An 18966-nucleotide genomic window follows, 5' to 3' on the forward strand; every position below is an offset into this window, starting at 1 on the left:
GATAAAAGAAAAGGCAGGGAAGATAATCTCCCCTGCCTTCTATCACTAAATATTATAGGACGCTTGCATGACCTTCATAGATATCTCCGCGTGAACTGTCGATTGTAATATCTGCCCCATCATTGATAAGTTCTAGAGCATCATTAACCCCAACTATCACTGGGATTCCCAAGCTCAAACCAACAACTGCAGCGTGGGAAGTCAAACCACCTTCACGTGTAATGATTCCTGCTGCTTTTTCGATGGCGGGCATCATATCACGATCTGTGCCATGTGTAACTAAGATATCTCCATCCTCCAAACGTGCAATTGCATCTTGTGCATTCTTAGCAACGATTGCTCGTCCGAATGCGCTCTTCTGGCCAACACCTTGGCCTTTGACAAGTACATCACCAATGACGTGCACTTTCATTAAGTTTGTGGTCCCACTCTCACCAACAGGCACACCACCAGTGATGATGACACGGTCTCCACGAATTGCCAAGCCAGAAGCCAAGCTGCGATCTACGGCTACGTCCAACATATCATCAGTTGAATAAGAGCGTGGCCCCATTACAGCATAAACACCCCATACAAGCGATAGTTTACGATTTACCTCATCATCGGAAGTAATAGCTACAATGGGAGCTTTTGGACGATACTTAGAAATCATTCTTGCTGTATGTCCACTCTCTGTTGGTGTCACAATTGCTGCAGCGTCCAGGTTGATTGCTGTATGTGTCACCGATTGGCTGATCGCATCGGTAATAGTCATATCACTATGCTTGGAACGTTCTTGCAGTAAGGAAACATGATTCAATCCTGTTTCTGTTTTGCTCGCAATGTTATGCATCGTTTGCACAGATTCTACCGGATAATCACCTGCAGCTGTTTCACCTGAAAGCATGATAGCATCCGTACCATCAAAAATAGCATTTGCAACGTCAGATGCCTCCGCACGTGTAGGACGCGGATTACGCTGCATGGAGTCAAGCATTTGAGTAGCTGTAATAACAGGTTTGCCTGCTTTATTACACTTACGGATCAGTTGTTTTTGGACAAGTGGAACATCTTCAGCTGGAATTTCCACACCAAGGTCTCCACGTGCAACCATCAAACCATCACTGACCTCCAGGATGTCATCAATATTATCGACACCTTCTTGATTTTCAATCTTAGGAACGATGTGGATCTGATTAGCATTGTGTTTTTCTAACAATTCTTTAATTTCCAGGACATCAGATGCACGACGTACGAACGAAGCAGCGATAAAGTCTACCCCTTGTTCGATACCGAACTCAATATCCTTAGCATCTTTTTCTGTAATTCCTGGAAGGTTCACACTTACATTCGGTACGTTTACACCTTTTTTATTCTTAAGTGGACCATTATTCAAGACAGTTGTTTCAATTTCATTATTCTCTTTGTCGATTTTTTCAACTTGCAGTTCTACCAGACCATCATCCAGAAGAATCTTAGAGCCAGGATGTACGTCATTAATCAGACCTGGATAAGTGACTGAAAAACGTTCTGCATCTCCTTCAATGTCTTCCATAGAAACATAGGCAGTGGACCCTTTTTCAAGGTAAACTTCTCCTTCTTTCAGTTTCCCTGTACGGATTTCCGGACCTTTGGTATCTAACAAAATCGCAACTGTTTTGCCCGTAGCTTTTGATGCTTCACGAATATTTTTGATTCTCGCACCATGCTCTTCAAAATCCCCATGGGAAAAGTTCAAGCGAGCCACATTCATTCCAGCTTCAATCAGCTGCGTCAATTTCTCTACTGATTCAGACGCAGGTCCGATCGTGCTGACGATTTTTGTTTTTCTAAACATATTTATTTCCTCCTCAATTGCCTCTTACATTTATATAGATAATTCTTTAGAAAGACGGTACATATCAAGATCAACTTTGTGATCTGTATTCAGGATATCTACAATATCATGATCAACCAATTTATTTTCTTGTATACCTACCATGCGACCTGCATGACCATTTAAAAGCAAGTCAACGGCATAAGCACCTAATCGACTGGCTAAAACGCGATCTGAAGCACTTGGAGAACCTCCGCGTTGTGTATGACCAAGCACTGTTACACGAGTTTCCAAGTTTGCCGCCTCTTTTATCTTACGAGCGAAATCCACACCGCTGCCCACACCTTCTGCAACGATGATTATGCTGTGTTTTTTACCACGGTCATGGCCTCGTTTTAATCGATCGATGACGTCTCCGAACTCGTCTTCTGCTTCAGGGATAAGGATACTTTCAGCGCCGTCAGCCAGTCCAGACCATAAGGCTAAATCACCAGCATCTCTCCCCATCACTTCAATCACATAAGTACGTTCATGAGATGTTGCTGTATCACGAATTTTATCAATCGCATCAATGATCGTGTTCAAAGCCGTATCAAAGCCGATTGTGAAATCAGTTCCAGGAATATCATTATCAATGGTCCCTGGCACACCTATACAAGGGTACCCTTTTTCGGTAATTTTCTTAGCCCCCATAAAGGTACCATCCCCGCCGATGGCTATCAAGCCCTCGATACCATGTTTCTTCATTTGTTCAATGCCCTTCAGTTGGCCTTCTTCTGTTTTGAATTCTTCACAGCGGGCGGAGTAGAGTTTGGTGCCTCCCCGCTGGATAATATCACCAACTGAACCCAGCTCCATCTTTTCTATATTGCCATCAATCAAGCCTTGGTAACCGTATTTAATGCCATATACTTCAACGTTATGGTAAATCGCTTTACGGACAACAGAGCGTATAGCAGCATTCATACCAGGGGCGTCTCCTCCGCTAGTAAGAACTCCTATTTTCTTCATTCTCATCACCTCAAATGTATTTCTAGTTATTTTGTCCCCAATCAAAGAGGAGTTGAAACCTCAGTGCTTTTCAATGGATAGTTGGTACTTAGTCTATACAATTCATAGCAACATCAACATTTAATTTATCAATGATAGCGTTACCAATCAGATAAGATGCGAAAAGCCGCACCAAATGTGCGACCTTTCTTTTATGGGTTTATACTTTTTTCAACCATATCATTATAAATCAAGATATGTGTAATCGCCAATATTTTTATATTTCATAAAACGTTCCTCAAGAAGTTGTTCTTTTTCAAGCGTTTCTAATTGATTAAGGGATTCGAGCAATACTTTCTCAATTTCACCCGCCTGGGCTTTTATATCCCTGTGGGCTCCACCTCTGATTTCCGGTATCACCCCATCAATCACTTCAAGTTTTTGAAGATCATAAGATGTGATTTTCATTGACTCTGCTGCCTCTTGAGCTAAGCCTGAGTCTTTCCATAAAATAGAGGAAGCTCCCTCCGGCGAAATCACAGAGTATGTGGAGTTTTCCAACATGAATATTCGATCACCGATGCCGAGACCTAAAGCACCGCCACTTCCACCTTCTCCAATAACGACACAGATGATAGGTACAGTGAGCCCTGCCATTTCCATTAAGTTGCGGGCTATCGCTTCACTCTGCCCTCTTTCTTCAGCGGCTTTTCCTGGGTAAGCCCCTTTTGTATCGATGAATGTAATAACCGGACGTCCAAACTTTTCAGCTTGTTTCATCAAACGAAGCGCTTTCCGATACCCTTCCGGGTGCGGCATACCGAAATTACGATGGATATTTTCCTTTGTATCTTTCCCTCGTTGATGACCGATAACAGTGACCGGCTTCCCTTTGAATTTCGCAATCCCGGAAACAATCGCAGCATCATCTCCGAAATTTCTGTCACCATGAAGTTCTAAAAAATCCGTAAAAAGCTGATCGATATAATCAAGTGTCGTTGGGCGCTCGGGATGTCTGGCCATTTGCACACGATCCCAAGGGGCCATCCGATCATATACATCTGTTTCCAGCTTTTCCAACCGGCTTTCTAGTGTCACGATTTCATCACTAAGGTCCATTTCACTATTTTCTGTAAGCCTCTTCAATTCTACGATCTTTTCACGCAGTTCTATAACCGGCTTTTCAAAATCAAGCACATGTTTCACTGTTTCTCACCTCCTGATGAATGGATATCCAGGACAGTTGACAAAGTCTTCCTCAAATCATGGCGATGGACTACTCTATCCAGCTGTCCATGTTCAAGTAAAAACTCAGAGGTTTGAAAATCATCTGGTAATTTTTCACGGATTGTCTGTTCAATAATCCTTCTCCCGGCAAATCCAATTAGCGCTTTTGGTTCAGCAAAGTTATAATCTCCAAGAGAGGCGAAGCTCGCAGAGACCCCCCCTGTCGTTGGATGAGTCATTACTGACACAAACAGACCTCCATCCGCATGTAAGCGCTGCAAAGCAACAGAAGTTTTACCCATCTGCATTAAGCTGAGCACACCTTCCTGCATTCTTGCACCGCCTGAAGCAGTGAAGATGATGAAAGGTATTTTTTCCTTTCTGGCATTTTCAATGGCATTGGTTATTTTTTCACCAACCACAGACCCCATACTACCCATGCGAAAGCGGGAATCCATTACGGCTACTGCAGTCTCTATGTTGTTCATTTTCGCTTTCCCCGTCACCACAGCTTCGTTAAGATCAGATTTCAATCGATCTTTTTCTAACTTTTCCTCATATTCAGGAAAACCGAGGGGGTTGTTAGATATCATTTGCTTGTCCCACTCAATGAAGGATTCCTCGTCAAAAAGGTGCTGAATTCTTTCATAAGCGCTTAAACGATGATGGTGATCACAATGAGGGCAAACATTCAAATTTCTATTAAGTTCTTTTCTGTAGAAGATCTTTTGACAGTTCGGACATTTTTGCATCAAACCTTCAGGCACATCCTGCTTAGCTTCCTGACTAGGAATAGATGCATATCTTTTTTTCTTGCTGAAAAAATCTCTTAGCAAGGTGATTCCTCCTTTGGGACAAAGCTTCCTTTCTTACCAATATACATAAAATCCATTAAGATAATATCACTGTTTTTGTCGAAAGTGTTATTGACAGCATCTCTCATCGAAATAATTGCAGGATCTCAAGGGCTTCTCTTCTTTCAAGAGCTTTAAGCATCTCCTCATACCATTCATCTTCATAATGGATATTATGAACCGTGTGGGTAAAGCCGGAGATGAATTGCCACATGGATAACAGCAAGGGCTGATCACCTATTTCAAAAAAATATTGAAACAGATGTTGGTGGCGTTCTCCTGAAGGATGGTTCTTTAATATTTTTCTGATTTCAGTAAATTGATGGTCTGAGAGCTTCCCTTTTACAATTAATAATACTTCTTTTTCAATCATTTGTTTAGCTGTCATCAATTCTTCTTTTGTCCGTGTTTCATTAAGTAAGAAATTAGATAATAATTCAACCATATGGTATGGACGATAAGCTCTCATAAAGGTGCCTTCCCCACGTCGGGTTTCGATCAGTCCTAGGAGCTCCATCGCCCTGAAAGCCTCTCGGATGGAGGACCTTCCAACATTGAGCTGTTCACTTAGCTCCCGTTCAGATGGCAACTTATCACCAGGTTTCAATTGATTCTCCTCAATATATGATTTCAATTGGTAAAGAACACCTTCGTAGACTTTTTCTTGTTGCACTCGGGTCACGTTTAATGAACACCTCTTTCCTTTCCCATCCAGGGCGTTATGTAAGAGGAGAAAAGCATACGCTTTTCTCCTTAGCATTATTCTTCATCAATTAGAGTGAGTTGTCTCGTTTTTTCAGCTACCTCTTCAGGATCCACATGGTGACGTGCCACTCCGGACTCCATTGCTGCTTTGGCTACACTGGCTGCCACTGCCGGTGCTACCCGGGGATCGAATGGAGCAGGGATGACATAATCTTCACTAAGTTCATCTTCACCTACAAGTGAAGCGATAGCCTCGGCTGCTGCTATTTTCATTTTTTCATTAATTCGTGTTGCTCTTACATCAAGAGCTCCTCGGAAGATTCCCGGGAAAGCCAAGACATTATTCACTTGATTAGGGAAGTCTGAACGCCCAGTGCCGATCACACGCGCCCCTGCTTCTTTGGCATCTTCCGGCATGATTTCCGGCTCTGGGTTGGCCATGGCAAAGATGATAGAGTCGTCATTCATGCGAGAAACCATTTCTTTAGACAGCAACCCGCCAACAGATACTCCAATAAAAACATCTGCGCCTTCCATCACTTCTTCAAGCTTGCCTTCTGCCCGCTCTTTATTTGTAATCTTAGCAATTTCATCTTTCACGTCATTCATTCCATAGTCGCGTCCTTCGAAGATCGCACCTTTTGAGTCACACATGATGATATCTCTTACACCGAAGTGATAAAGTAGTTTGATAATGGCAATTCCTGCTGCACCTGCACCATTCGCTACAACCTTAATCTCTGAAAACGACTTCCCTGTTATTTTCAATGCGTTCATCAAACCCGCAACAGTAACGATAGCTGTCCCGTGTTGATCGTCATGGAAAATCGGGATATTCGTTTCTTTCTTCAAACGATCCTCGATGATGAAGCAGTTAGGAGCAGCGATATCTTCCAGATTCACTCCGCCAAATGTAGGTTCCATTAATTTTACAGTTTGCACTATTTGGTCGATGTCTCTTGTGTTCAGGCAGATAGGAAAAGCGTCTACACCAGCAAAACTTTTGAACAAAGCCGCTTTACCTTCCATTACAGGCAATGAGGCTTCAGGTCCGATATTACCAAGTCCCAGAACAGCTGATCCATCGCTGACTACTGCTACCATGTTGCCTTTCATCGTATAATCATAGACAGTATCTTTATGATCATAAATTTCTTTACATGGTTCTGCTACTCCCGGAGAGTATGCTAAACTCAAATCTTTTGCATTTCTTATAGGAACTTTCGAATGAGTTTCCAGTTTTCCCTTATTGACACGGTGTATATGCAATGCTTCATCTCGCAAATTAGACACGACGACACGCTCCTTTAAACAATTAATTTAACCGACCTAGGTGGTCTGACCACCTATTAACTTCTTAATTATAACAGATGAAGATAGTGTGTAAAGAACTTCAAAACCATGGACTGACTTTTTAGACATCCATGTGTTTATCCTGTGTGCGTAAAGCCACTGATTGAGAACCGAAAAAGTCATTCAACATATTCAGACATTCCCTGCTGATTTCTAATGAATAGCCCTGATCTAAATGGTAGATTTTTCGGTCTTCTGATCGAAATATCAACACAGGTGTATTCCCCGGGAAATATTCTGCTGCCTCTTTAAGCTTATCAATAGCTGTATGCTCCGTATCCTTTGTTACCTTCACAAATAGACGCCTTTCTGCCTTATTCTCTCTTTCACTCAACTCAAACGGCTTAAGCTGATTGATAATCATTTGCTTACGGTTGTTCCTCTCTTCAATTTTCCCTTCTGCAATAACAAGCATTTGCTCCTTCAACCATGGTTTGACATTTCGATATGCCTCAGGAAACAAAACAGCCTCCATTTCAGCAGTCTCATCACTAATGGTTACAAAGGACATCGAGTCTCCTCTTTTGGTTCTGATCTCACGGAAACTTTCGAGAACAACAGCTGTGACCAACTTCCTCTTTGATTTCAACTGATCGGCCTGATAGAGGGAAATCATTCCTCTGCTGCGTAACGCATTGCGGTGATGGCCCAATGGGTGTTCAGACATATAAGCACCAAGCACTTCTTTTTCCATCGATAACTCCTTCAAAGGAGGAAATGGATCCACCTCTACCATCCCCATCTCAATATCTGTACCGAAAAAGCCTGGTTGATCTTGAAATTCTTTAAATAATTCCCCCTGCTCGAGGGCCTGATCAATACTTGCCAGAGAACTCGCCCGATTTTGATGCAATTCATCAAAGGCACCGGATATGATCAAAGCTTCGATGACTGACCTTGAAACAGCTTTATCATCCAGCCTTAGACAGAAGTCGTTCAGGCTTTTGTATGGTCCATCAACCCTTTCATCAACGATTGCCTGAGCAGCTTGGTAGCCGAGTCCTTTGATGGCCAAGAGCCCCATTCTTATCTCTCCTCTATCATCCCGAGTCAATATATGACTGCGATTGATCGAGGGAGCGTTCACCTTCACATTCATCTCCCGGGCTTCTCGAATATATATAGTCCCTTTATCCCGGTCTCCGATATTAGCATTCATCAACTCTGCTAAAAAATGAGAAGGATAGTGGGCTTTAATGAAAGCTAACCAATATGAAATCAAACTATATGCCACCGCATGGCTCCTGTTAAAACCATAGTTCGAGAATTTCACAATCCAATCAAAAAGTTCGGTGGCTACAGATTCTTCATAACCCTTCTTTTTGCAACCGGCAATGAACTTATCCCGCTCGTTCGACCATATATCCCCTTGTTTTTTACTGATAGCTCTCCTTAATAGATCCGCTTCACCTAATGAGTACCCTGCAACTTGTCTGGCTACCTGCATGATCTGCTCTTGATAGATCAACACCCCAAAAGTCGGACCTAATATCCCTTTTAAGTCAGGATGTGGAAAACCATATTCCATATTTCCATGTTTCCTCTTGATATAGGCTTGTATATAATCCATAGGGCCCGGCCTATATAAAGCATTCACGGCAACAACATCTTCAAAGTGTGAGGGTTTAAGTCTGGTTAGAACCCCTTTCATTCCTTTGGATTCTAATTGAAAAACACCATTTGTACGGCCTTGTTTAAGTAAATCGAATGTTTTCCCATCATTAAGAGGAAGATCTTTCACTGAAAACTTTTGTTTACTATATTTCCTGATTGTATTTTCCAACTTCTCTATAAACGAAAGATTCCTGAGACCCAGAAAATCAATTTTCAATAAACCGATCTTTTCTAAATCACCCATAGCCATTTGAGTAAGATGAACGTTCCCCTGGCCATTCATAAGAGGAGTATACTCAGTTAACGGCTCTTCACTTAATACAACACCAGCTGCGTGTGTGGACACATGACGCGGAAGCCCCTCCAACTTTGTCGCAATTTTAAAGAGAAACTGAAGCTGATCTGAATTTCGGATATAATCTTTCAATTCCTCCGATTTTTTTACGATTTCAATTAGTGTATCACTGGTATTTTTAGGAATTTGATAAAGAATGAAGGAGGCATCACTTTCATCAACCGCCAAAACTTTAAATAATTCCCTCAAAACACTTCTCGCAGCGAAGGTCCCAAATGTACTGATTTGAGCTACGTGATCTTTTCCGTACTTTTCACTCACATAAGCGATCACTTCATCTCTGCGATAGTCGGGGAAATCAATGTCAATATCCGGCATAGTAACACGCTCAGGATTCAAGAACCGTTCAAACAACAAGCCATACTTCAATGGATCTACTTGAGTGATATCCAATAAATAAGCGACAATCGAACCAGCCGCAGAGCCACGTCCTGGACCTGCATGAATTCCTTGCTTTCTTGCATAGGATATAAAATCCCAGACAATGAGGAAATAGTCACTGAATTGCATTGATTGAATCACATTCAGCTCGTGTCTAAGCCTCTCTACAGCTTTCTCATCTTCAGATCCAAATTTTTTCACCAATGCCTTCTCACATAAATCTTGCAAATACGCATCCGGGGTTTCGCCATATGGGGTGGGGTAAGCTGGAAGGAGTTGTTGATTCAAGTTCAATTCCAAGTTACAACTCTCCACAATCTCTTGTGTGGCTGATAAAACTTCCGGCCACCATTCACCAAAGAAATTTTCAATTTCCTCGCCAGATTTCAAATACTGATAGCTGCGGTTAACCTGCGGGCTGTAACGAGCCCCTTCATCGATTGCTCTCAAACATTGATAAGCTGCTGCGTCTTCGCTATGTAAATAACGCACATCTCCAATAGCAACCACACGGATCCCCTTAGATTCTACCCATTCCTGCAAAGGCTGATGCATTTGTCGTTCAGCATGCAAATCACGATCCTGAATACTCATATAAAAATGGTCTTCTCCAAACATGTCTAACCACCGAATCAATGAATCGTCAATCCTTGAAAACATCCGATTAGCTATGGTGTCTGCCCACGGTGATGAGGCAGTCATTTGGATGACGATCAAACCATCTTTCCGTGAACCCAGTTCTTCAAGAGATATGTTTGTGGCGTTTGTTTGAACATAAGTGGTGATTTTCAATAAATTTCGATATCCCTGTGAGTTTTTAGCCAACATAATCACTGGGAAAAGAAGAGATCGATCCTCGACCGTTGTTTTCAAACCTATGATTGGTTTGACACCTTGATTGTTACATTCTTGATAAAAAGACACCGCTCCGCTCATGGTGTTTTCATCGGTCAAAGAAATCGCACCAAACCCTAATTCTTTAGCCCTCTGCACCAATGAGCGGGTTTTTACCGTGCTATTCATCAGGCTATAGCCGCTTTGAACATTCAAATGGGTAAAAGTCATTTACGTACACCTTCTTTCATTTAAATTATAGCTAGTCTTGAGTCATGATGAAAGACTTCTGCATAAATAGAGAGATAGAAGAATAATTCTTACTTATAGAGGACCAAATCAAGCTGGCGAAAAGAGGGACAAGATGGAAGATCGTTTAGTTATATCCATGATCCAATGCTTCTTTATCGCTTTCGGCGTCATTGTAGGAGGAACAATCATCGGAAGTATCGGGAGTTATATCACAGGAGAAGCCCCCCTTACTTCTATGTTCCGTATAGCTAAAGGTTTGAGAATTTGGGCAATTGTAGCGGCAATCGGGGGGACTTTCGATGCAATCAGTAATTTTGAGAAGGGGATCTTTGATGGTTCCACATTTGATATTTTTAAACAAATTATGATTATCGTAGCAGCAATGGGCGGAGTGAAAGCAGCATTGCTTCTTTTTGAATGGTTGTTGGGCGATGAGGTGATTTAATTGCATTTTCCTCATTATCACAAAAAAAAAGAATGGAGACGCTTATTTGCAGGAATAGTACTGGGAGCTGTAATCGGGTATGCAGTCTTTATTTACATCCACGGCGAACTTCAAGAAAAATACACAGAAGAGCATATCGAAATGACAGCAAAAATGAGTGAATTGGAGGCGAAATACGAAGGGTTACTAAATAATCAAGAACAAGGGACAGACCAGAAGCCTTTGACTGTAACAGACCTGGCCGTCTCTTATACAAATGCTAAAAAACTTGAAGTCGATTTACTGACACAACATCAACTTACCACACTGGTCAAAGACCAACTTTCTACTATACCAGGCAAAGACATCACGGTTATAGCCGATCAGGTGGATTTGATGATCTCTACCGTAGAAAATAAAAATTATGTGGTAGACGACTTCACTTATGAATTGAAAGTCACCAGATTGATTGTTTCAGAAGTTATAACTTTGAATTTAGAGATTAAATTAGTTAGATAAGTAATGATAAGAGCAGGATGGACAATTAATCCTGCTCTTTTTTGTATTGAATACACACTTCTTTTAACTCTGCGGCAACTTCCTCTGTTTCCTCCCAGGAAGAAGCAGAAGCCCCAGAAGCCATCGGGTGTCCGCCACCATTATGATTAGCCGCCACGGTATTGATGACGGGGCCTTTAGAACGTAACCTTACACGTATATTATCTTCTTCTTCTACAAAATATGCCCACGCTAAAATCCCTTCAATATCGCCAAGCAGACCAACTAACTGACTTGTTTCAGAAGGAGCGACGCCGTATTTATCCAATGTTCCTTTATCTAAACGCACCGTGGAATAACCTTCTGGGTGAACCGTAAAGTTTTGGAGTACATATCCTTTCAGTTTTGCTACATGAATAGGGGTTTTGTACATTTCGTCGTAAAGAAAAGGGCGGTCAAATTTATAATTCACTAATTCTGCAGCATAGGATAACGTCCTTTTGGTCGTGCTTGGAAACAAAAAGCGCCCTGTATCTCCGACAATTCCAGCATAAATCAAACGGGCTGCTTCATCATGCAATACAAAACCTGCGTCTGACATTTCCGTATATAACTGAAAAATCATTTCAGACGTAGAGCTTGCATTTGTATCGACCCATTGAATATCTCCATAATCATCAACCACGGGGTGGTGGTCGATTTTTATAAGCATATCCCCTTTATCATATCTCTGGTCATCAATCCGAGCTTGATTGGCAGTGTCGCATACGATCACAAGCGCACCACTGTATGCTTCATCCGGAACTTCATCCATAGTGACCAGAAAATCTAAAGTTGGCTCCCCTGCTCCTGTGATATAGACGTCTTTCTCTGGAAATGTGGCCTGAATTAATTTCGCAAGACCGGCTTGAGACCCATAAGCATCAGGGTCTGGGCGAACATGACGATGTATGACGATGGTTGAGTGACCTTTAATGGCCTTTACAATTGATTGTTTACACATAGAAAAGCTCTCCCTCTCTATTATTAGTCGATATTAAATTATATAAGTCAGCACACTGGTAGCCTTTTTACCTCAAACAAGCTACAATAAGATAGAAAAACTTTAACTTCAGGAGTCGATTAAATATGATTATTTTTCCAATCCTTATATTAGTGTCCTTGCTGCTTTATATTTACTACAAAGTGATGATTATTCGATCCAAAGACTCTTTGACACAACAATATTTGAATAGCAAATCGAAGATATTTCTAGGTAGTTTCATTTTCTTTTTTGGTATCAACCAATATGTATTCTACCAAACGAAAATTTCTTTGTTTATCGGAATCTTGTTCATTATCATAGGCATATCCCAATCACGCTTAGGATGGAAAGCAAGTAAACATTATCAAGCAGAATATCAAAAGCAGCAAGCAAGTCCACAATCGTAAAAGCCTTTCTCAAGTCGCTGTTCTCTCAGCGACTTTTTTTAGTCCAGAATAAAATACACGGTTGCACCTCAGGCTGCCCAGTCCCTCCAGCTACAGCGCCTAACCTCTCGAGGTCTTAAGTCCGTCCCTTCCGTGAAGATAAACCACTTCACTTTACGGACGTTCTTAAGCTTGTCGAGGTTGAACGAGGCGCTTTCGCATTTGAATCCTCCAGCTACAGCGCCTACCTCTCGAGGTCTTAAGTCCGTCCCTTCCGTGAAGATTCTATTATGCCAGGTAAGGTCAATCCTACTCAAAGTGAAGCTGTAACCATGGTAGCTGCACAGGTCATGGGGAATGACGCGACCATTGGTTTCGCAGCAAGTTCAAACGAGTTGGTTGTACCTGGTGTACAACAAGCTCTAGACCAAATGAAATACGAAATCGCTCAAGAATTCGGCGTAGCACTTGGTGCTGATTCTACTTCCCGTGCACTTCACTTTACGGACGTTCTTAAGCTTGTCGAGGTTGAACGAGGCGTCTTGTATTTTTTCTTATCGATCGATCAATTGAGCCATCAAGAGAGCCTTACCTACAATAGATTTACCGTGATGGACTTCAATATCGACTTTAGCGAATTTACGCCCAACCTCTAAAATTTGCGGCTTAATTTCGATTTCACTTTCGATTTGCACAGGTTTGATAAAGTAAACAGAAATATTTTCTACTACTAAATCGCCTTTTTTATATTTCCTAAGTAACCGACTGGATGCTTCTGTGATTAATGATATAAAAACACCGTAAGACATCGTCCCCAATTGGTTCGTCATTTGCGGCGTCACTCGTGTGCTCCATTTATGAGCTTCTTCTTCCGTTTCAATTGCTTCCATACGGTTCGTGGCCAGGTCATCAATGGTTTCACCCACTTGTGGTTGACGTTGAATATTTTGTAATGCTTTCAAAACATCCTGTCTAGAAATGATCCCTTGTAATTTTTGTGATGGATCCACGACAGGCATCAATTCGATCCCTTCCCATACCATGACATGGGCGGCATTAGCCAAGGATGTTTTTGCGTGCACAGTCATCGGATTACGAGTCATCACTTTATCTATTTTCATTTCTTTGTCTTTACCGATCACATCTTTAGATGTAACAATGCCTACCACCCGATTTTGTTGGTCTACAACTGGGTATCGACTATGGTTTGTTTCATCGTTGAAGTTGTGCCAGCGAGCTACAGGATCTGTAGTCAACAAATATTTCGAGTCGTCAAACGCCGTATAGATATCATCCACAAGTACAATTTCTTTTTTTATCAGTTGATCATAAATCGCCCTGTTTATCATTGTTGCCACAGTAAAAGTGTCATAGCTTGTAGATATGACAGGCAGTTGTTTCTCATCTGCAAGCTTTTTAACTGCCTCACTTGTATCAAATCCACCCGTAATTAAGACAGCCGCACCTTCTTTAACGGCAAGTTCATGAGCATTTGTCCGGTTACCGACAATAAGTAATGAACCCGCTTCTGTATATCGCATCATGGCTTCAAGCTTCATGGCACCAATTACAAATTTGCTTAATGTTTTATATAAGCCTTCTCTACCACCTAGGACTTGACCATCAACGATATTGACGATTTCTGCAAACGTCAAACGCTCGATGTTTTCCTTTTTCTTTTTTTCAATTCTGATGGTCCCTACACGTTCCATGGTACTGACCAGGTCTTGATTTTCCGCTTCCTTTATTGCCCGATAGGCAGTACCTTCACTGACATTCAATGCCTTAGCAATGCGTCGGACAGAGATCTTACTTCCAACAGAAAGCGACTCAATGTGCTCAAGTATTTGTTCGTGTTTTGTAGCCATATGTCCACCAATCTTTCTAACTGTACTAATCAAATCATCTGTTATTGTTATTATACAACTGATACAGTTTTTCTGCAATTTCTTCCATGATAGAATTGTACGACATATAGTACATCAACTTAACACACAAACCTCCACCAAATTCATGAATTATTTTCCAGATCATCTCATTGGCCAGCAAATAGAGAAACCGTCTGTCTATAGAAGACAGACGGTTTCTCTAATCCTAAATTACAGTTCTAATGAATCACCCGGTTCCAGTACTGTCCCTTTTCCAGGTTTCACCTTGGCAGCGAACGCTTCACCATCCTGGTTGATTAAATCAAATGTGTTGTAGTGGATAGGAACCACCTGTTTTGCTCCAACCCACTCGGCAGCTGTCAAAGCATCCTCTGGTCCCATCGTGAAGTTGTCTCCAATTGGTAAAAAGGCTAAATCTATATCGTTACGCTCACCAATCAGCTTCAAGTCAGAAAAGAGCCCAGTGTCTCCAGCATGATAGATGGTTTTTCCATCTACGGTAAGAAGAATTCCTGTTGGCATACCTGTATAAACGATTGTTCCATCCTCTTCTGTATATGCAGAACCATGGAAAGCTTGGGTGAATTTGACATGACCAAAATCAAACTCATGCCCTCCACCAATATGCATAGGATGAGCGTTCAACCCTTTATTCCCTAAGTAAGTAGCTAATTCAAACGGTGCAATTACTTGGGCATCATTTCGTTTTGCAATATCTATAGTGTCCCCGACATGATCGTTGTGACCGTGGGTAAGCAAGATGACATCTGCTTCCACTTGATCTGCATTCAAATCCGTATTGCCATTTTCTGAAATGAACGGATCAAATAAAATCGTTTTACCGTTCGCTTTCACTTTTACTACTGAATGACCATGATAAGATACTTCCATCCATACCACTCCTCTAATAAAGATTCCCCATTCAATAATTTTGCCATGCTTTCTCGTACTTCTGGATTAAATGAGGATCGATTAATGTGTTAGGCTCCAATGGAATAGGTTCGCCTTCATTATTCAAGATTTCCCTGTCTTCATCTTTTCCAAACACAGTCATTGATTGAAGTACATCTTCAGTCAAAAAACGTGTTTCTAAAGAAAGCTCTATATCATCCACCTCAATAGGAGAACGGCTGGCCATAACAAATCCCCAGTTGCCGAAGCTAGGGACATCCACGTGGAAATTCTCTGTATAAAGTCCTGTTGATGCTACTGTTTCATCTATAGTCCAATAAACATCAGTTGCAAATAATGGACTGGTGGCCTGAATCATCGCAGCTCCACCTGGTATTAAATGATTTCTTAATAATGAATAAAATTCCTTTGTATAAAGCTTATTCAAACTCTCATTATTGGGGTCCGGCAAATCTACAAGAATGACATCATAGAACTTATCCGACTGCTCCAGAAATTTAAAAGCATCCTGGTTTAACACTTCGACACGCTCATCTGACAATGAGTCCTCATTGATTTGCAGCAAATGATAATTGTTCATGGCCAGATCTGTGACCGCCGGGTCTAAATCCACGAGTGTGATATTTTCCACATCTTCATAACGTAATAACTCCCTTGCGGCAAGACCGTCTCCTCCACCCAGTATCAACACATCCTCCCTGCTTTCGGCATACGAAACAGGTGGGTGAACGAGCGTTTCGTGATAACGATGCTCGTCTGTTGAACTGAATTGAAGGGAACCGTTCAAATACAAGCGGGTATCTCCTTGTTCTTTGGTTAGAATGACTTTTTGATAAGCGCTATCTTCCATATGGATAATCGGATCTTTATATAGTTTCTGTTCAAAGGAAAAGGCCATCTCTTCACCAAAAAATAAACCTGCTATCAAAAGAGCACCAATCACGACAGCCCCTGTTACATGAATAAAGTATCGGTTAATCTCTGAGCGAAATAAATACAGGACCGCTACAGCTACAGCTAAATTGATGCATGCAACAAAAAAAGCACTTTTCACCATCCCCATTTGAGGACGTAAATAAAATGCAAAAAGCAAACCACCTATCAAGCCACCTGCATAATCAGAAAACAGCACTCGAGCTGTACTCCGGTTCAACTCTACTCCTATTTCATTGGCTTTACGAATTAAGATAGGCAATTCCAATCCTGTTAACGCACCGATGGTGAAAGTCACCAAGTACAAGAAAAAAGCATCCGTTCCTGAAGGTGCAAAAGCGGTCATACCGAACATTGTAAAACTCGAGAAACCACCAATCAATGCTACGAGATATTCAATCCATATGAAAGTGACGATCAAGTTTCTCATCACACGTTCACTGATACTAGCTCCGATTCCCATTCCAGTTAAAAATAAACTGATTGTGAGTGTATACTGTTTAACACCATCTCCCAATATGTAAGACCCTAACGCACCGAACAATACCTCAAATATGATGCCGCAAATGGAAACAATGCCTGAGGCCCAGTATATGAAATGGCTTTTTTTAATATTTGCTTCCAATATGTTCACTCCACTTTTTATGAATCTCAATATTCAGAAAAGCCACTATGCTCATCATAGTGGCTTTTCTCAGTCATGCAAAGTCATTAGGTTATAGAAGCACCAATGACAAACGCTAAACCGATCGATACACCCATGGAAATGATTCCTACAGCAGTGTTGTTTTCTTTAAGCTTCGTCTCCACTGAAAATTTACGAGTGAATAATTCAAATAGTAAGTAAGCGATCATCTGTAAGACTACTCCGAAAGCCCCCCAGATCAAAGTATCCCAAACAGTAAAGCTATGATAAATAGAAAACGAAAGCACTATACATATTCCAATAATTTTACCTGAGATGGACATCGCAACCGCTTGGTTTCCTCGTTTCACCTCGTCCCAGTCTTTATACTGTCTCGTCAACCACTCAAAAATAGCTAAACCGATGACAACAACAATAATTGCAATCACAAAATAACCTAAAGTAGCCAAAAATGGTTCCATTCTATTACCTCCTTTATTTTCCTGTCCCAGGTCCTCCACCACGATTAGAGGAACCTCTGATTGAACCTGATCCTCCGGAATTGTAATTGCCATACATTCCATAGCCACCATAACAATTTCCTGTTTGCTGACAGTTAGCCCTTCTTCGATCATACCAATCATTTGATCCTAACATTCTGTTCAAGAGATAACCCGCAAACAAGCCGTTAAAAAAGCCTGGAGAATAATTATTCCTGACAAACTCATCAGAAGCAAGTTCAATTGTCACCACACCTGCTTCTTCTTCACTTTCCTGAACAATGACAAAATGATCCGGATAAATCAATACTTGTTTCTCTTCCTGTCTTTCACTTATTTCTTCAGGTTTAATCGCTTCGGACAGCGAATCAGCGACTTCTGGCAGTGTAAGCTCTTTTGTCATATATATACGGGAAAGCCCTTGATCTGAACGAACCGTATCCAGCAGCGGAAAGCTTTCTTTAACCAGCGATTCTATAGAATTTGCATCCGAATTTTCAATCGTATTCAGTATTTCTGAACGGCTGGGTTCTGAAGGAAGTTCCTCATATGTATCTTCTGTATAAGAGCCGGACATTCCTCTTTGGTCGTCTCCACTTCCAAACATATTGAATAATAAAAAGAAAGCGATGATGCCGACAACAATGATCCCCGCAAAATCTTTCACGACACATCCTCCTTTCGCAAAAAATAGCCGTGCCTAACTGATGAGTTAGGCACGTTTGATCACAGGGTGATCTTACTCTTTATTCATTTTCTTCTTTAAAGCTTCCAGTTCGCTATCCACACTATCTTTATTGTCCAGCTCATCGAATTCGTCATCCAAAGAACGACTTTGAGAGGACATGTCTTCACTTGTTTCTGCTTCTGCTTCATAATGCATAACCTTTTCTTCCATACGTTCAAAACCTTGACGGGACTCGTCTCCTCCGATGCTGGACATCGTACGGTTCATTTTCGTACGGGTTTTAGCAGACTCAGCACGAGCTTTCAAGGAATCTTTCTTCAGTTTCATTTCTTGATATTCCTTTTTCATTTCATCAAGTTTTTGACGGAGGTTGCCCGCATCTTGTTGTGCACGTTCCCATGAAGCTTTGAACTGATCCGCTTGTTCTTGATGATTTTTCTTATCTTCCAGGGCGCGTCTAGCTAAATCTTCATTCCCGGATTCAATCGCTTTTTCTGCTTGCTGCATACGCTTATCGACTAAAGCTTGGGAGTCATCATATTTACGTTTCAGCATTTTCTCGTTAGCAATCTGCTTAGCTACTGCACTTTCAGCCTCACGGATATCATTCTCCATGTCGCGCATAAACTGATCCAACATTTTCACTGGATCTTCTGCTTTATCTAACATTGAATTCAATTCTGAACCTACAACTGTTTTGACACGATTAAAAAATTTGAACATTATT

At 41.3% G+C, this 18966-nt stretch carries 17 protein-coding genes and 2 pseudogenes; 5 read left to right on the forward strand and 14 right to left on the reverse strand.

Annotation, left to right across the window (positions count from 1 at the left end):
• Positions 1–52: 52 nt before the first annotated feature.
• From pyk to dnaE, 7 genes are all read right to left on the reverse strand, one after another.
• Complete coding sequence (pyk, locus tag ACTWPX_RS17870; protein ID WP_443120904.1) at positions 53–1816, reverse strand: pyruvate kinase; 1764 nt, start codon at positions 1814–1816, stop codon at positions 53–55.
• Between the two features lie 30 nt (positions 1817–1846).
• Complete coding sequence (pfkA, locus tag ACTWPX_RS17875; protein WP_128526228.1) at positions 1847–2806, reverse strand: 6-phosphofructokinase; 960 nt, start codon at positions 2804–2806, stop codon at positions 1847–1849.
• Positions 2807–3028: 222 nt separating this feature from the next.
• Complete coding sequence (locus ACTWPX_RS17880; protein ID WP_443120905.1) at positions 3029–3991, reverse strand: acetyl-CoA carboxylase carboxyltransferase subunit alpha; 963 nt, start codon at positions 3989–3991, stop codon at positions 3029–3031.
• Positions 3988–4848: an acetyl-CoA carboxylase, carboxyltransferase subunit beta gene (gene accD / locus ACTWPX_RS17885; RefSeq protein ID WP_128526226.1), complete on the reverse strand. Its 861-nt coding sequence runs from the start codon at positions 4846–4848 to the stop codon at positions 3988–3990. Before accD ends, ACTWPX_RS17880 begins: the two co-directional genes overlap by 4 nt.
• Before the next feature lie 103 nt (positions 4849–4951).
• Positions 4952–5548: a FadR/GntR family transcriptional regulator gene (locus ACTWPX_RS17890; RefSeq protein WP_443120906.1), complete on the reverse strand. Its 597-nt coding sequence runs from the start codon at positions 5546–5548 to the stop codon at positions 4952–4954.
• A 77-nt stretch (positions 5549–5625) separates the two neighbouring features.
• Complete coding sequence (locus ACTWPX_RS17895) at positions 5626–6864, reverse strand: NAD(P)-dependent malic enzyme (protein WP_128526224.1); 1239 nt, start codon at positions 6862–6864, stop codon at positions 5626–5628.
• 121 nt (positions 6865–6985) lie between these two features.
• Positions 6986–10339, reverse strand: a complete 3354-nt coding sequence (gene dnaE / locus ACTWPX_RS17900) for a DNA polymerase III subunit alpha (RefSeq protein WP_443120907.1) — start codon at positions 10337–10339, stop codon at positions 6986–6988.
• Between the two features lie 133 nt (positions 10340–10472).
• Between dnaE and ACTWPX_RS17905 the strand changes: the two genes are divergently transcribed.
• Together ACTWPX_RS17905 and ytrI are read left to right on the forward strand one after the other, a co-directional pair.
• Positions 10473–10805, forward strand: a complete 333-nt coding sequence (locus ACTWPX_RS17905) for a YtrH family sporulation protein (RefSeq protein ID WP_128526222.1) — start codon at positions 10473–10475, stop codon at positions 10803–10805.
• Positions 10806–11303 carry a sporulation membrane protein YtrI gene (gene ytrI / locus ACTWPX_RS17910; protein ID WP_443120908.1) on the forward strand — a complete coding sequence of 166 codons (498 nt, stop codon included), beginning with the start codon at positions 10806–10808 and terminating at the stop codon, positions 11301–11303.
• Between the two features lie 25 nt (positions 11304–11328).
• Here the strand turns inward: ytrI and ACTWPX_RS17915 are convergent, their stop codons facing one another.
• A complete protein-coding gene (locus ACTWPX_RS17915; protein WP_443120909.1) occupies positions 11329–12285 on the reverse strand; it encodes a DHH family phosphoesterase in 957 nt (318 codons plus the stop codon).
• 125 nt (positions 12286–12410) lie between these two features.
• Here ACTWPX_RS17915 and ACTWPX_RS17920 point away from each other — a divergent pair, with 125 nt between their 5' ends.
• From ACTWPX_RS17920 to ACTWPX_RS17930, 3 genes and pseudogenes are all read left to right on the forward strand, one after another.
• A complete protein-coding gene (locus tag ACTWPX_RS17920; RefSeq protein ID WP_443120910.1) occupies positions 12411–12713 on the forward strand; it encodes a YtpI family protein in 303 nt (100 codons plus the stop codon).
• Positions 12714–12982: 269 nt separating this feature from the next.
• Positions 12983–13039, forward strand: a pseudogene (locus ACTWPX_RS17925) (hypothetical protein); the annotation flags it as partial.
• A gap of 3 nt (positions 13040–13042) precedes the next feature.
• Positions 13043–13186 (forward strand): annotated as a pseudogene (locus ACTWPX_RS17930) (small, acid-soluble spore protein, alpha/beta type); the annotation flags it as partial.
• 60 nt (positions 13187–13246) lie between these two features.
• On the opposite strand, the gene ACTWPX_RS17935 reads toward ACTWPX_RS17930, so the two are convergent.
• The 6 genes from ACTWPX_RS17935 to ACTWPX_RS17960 all read right to left on the reverse strand — a co-directional run bounded on the left by ACTWPX_RS17935 (position 13247) and on the right by ACTWPX_RS17960 (position 18962).
• Positions 13247–14560, reverse strand: coding sequence for a CBS domain-containing protein (locus ACTWPX_RS17935; RefSeq protein WP_128526218.1), 1314 nt, complete (start codon positions 14558–14560; stop codon positions 13247–13249).
• 231 nt (positions 14561–14791) lie between these two features.
• Positions 14792–15472: a metal-dependent hydrolase gene (locus tag ACTWPX_RS17940; protein ID WP_128526217.1), complete on the reverse strand. Its 681-nt coding sequence runs from the start codon at positions 15470–15472 to the stop codon at positions 14792–14794.
• A gap of 31 nt (positions 15473–15503) precedes the next feature.
• A complete protein-coding gene (locus ACTWPX_RS17945) occupies positions 15504–17054 on the reverse strand; it encodes a polyamine aminopropyltransferase (RefSeq protein ID WP_443120965.1) in 1551 nt (516 codons plus the stop codon).
• Between the two features lie 83 nt (positions 17055–17137).
• The gene (locus ACTWPX_RS17950) at positions 17138–17533 is read right to left on the reverse strand and encodes a DUF350 domain-containing protein (RefSeq protein WP_443120911.1); all 396 of its coding nucleotides are present in this window, start codon (positions 17531–17533) and stop codon (positions 17138–17140) included.
• A gap of 13 nt (positions 17534–17546) precedes the next feature.
• Positions 17547–18218, reverse strand: coding sequence for a DUF4247 domain-containing protein (locus ACTWPX_RS17955; protein WP_443120912.1), 672 nt, complete (start codon positions 18216–18218; stop codon positions 17547–17549).
• A 72-nt stretch (positions 18219–18290) separates the two neighbouring features.
• On the reverse strand, positions 18291–18962 hold the full coding sequence (locus tag ACTWPX_RS17960) for a PspA/IM30 family protein (RefSeq protein WP_443120913.1): 672 nt from the start codon (positions 18960–18962) through the stop codon (positions 18291–18293).
• Positions 18963–18966: the final 4 nt, after the last annotated feature.

The sequence above is a fragment of the Halobacillus sp. H74 genome (assembly GCF_052246715.1).
In the GTDB taxonomy this organism is placed as follows: Bacteria; Bacillota; Bacilli; order Bacillales; family Halobacillaceae; genus Halobacillus; species Halobacillus litoralis_A.

What these genes read in the sequence shown, in the direction of transcription:
- pyk (WP_443120904.1), bottom strand. Translation starts at nt 1,816, where the DNA reads ATGTTTAGAAAAACAAAAATCGTCAGCACGATCGGACCTGCGTCTGAA.
- ACTWPX_RS17940 (WP_128526217.1), bottom strand. Translation starts at nt 15,472, where the DNA reads ATGGAAGTATCTTATCATGGTCATTCAGTAGTAAAAGTGAAAGCGAAC.
- ACTWPX_RS17950 (WP_443120911.1), bottom strand. Translation starts at nt 17,533, where the DNA reads ATGGAACCATTTTTGGCTACTTTAGGTTATTTTGTGATTGCAATTATT.
- ACTWPX_RS17960 (WP_443120913.1), bottom strand. Translation starts at nt 18,962, where the DNA reads ATGTTCAAATTTTTTAATCGTGTCAAAACAGTTGTAGGTTCAGAATTG.
- dnaE (WP_443120907.1), bottom strand. Translation starts at nt 10,339, where the DNA reads ATGACTTTTACCCATTTGAATGTTCAAAGCGGCTATAGCCTGATGAAT.
- ACTWPX_RS17935 (WP_128526218.1), bottom strand. Translation starts at nt 14,560, where the DNA reads ATGGCTACAAAACACGAACAAATACTTGAGCACATTGAGTCGCTTTCT.
- ACTWPX_RS17905 (WP_128526222.1), top strand. Translation starts at nt 10,473, where the DNA reads ATGGAAGATCGTTTAGTTATATCCATGATCCAATGCTTCTTTATCGCT.
- pfkA (WP_128526228.1), bottom strand. Translation starts at nt 2,806, where the DNA reads ATGAAGAAAATAGGAGTTCTTACTAGCGGAGGAGACGCCCCTGGTATG.
- ACTWPX_RS17920 (WP_443120910.1), top strand. Translation starts at nt 12,411, where the DNA reads ATGATTATTTTTCCAATCCTTATATTAGTGTCCTTGCTGCTTTATATT.
- ACTWPX_RS17915 (WP_443120909.1), bottom strand. Translation starts at nt 12,285, where the DNA reads ATGTGTAAACAATCAATTGTAAAGGCCATTAAAGGTCACTCAACCATC.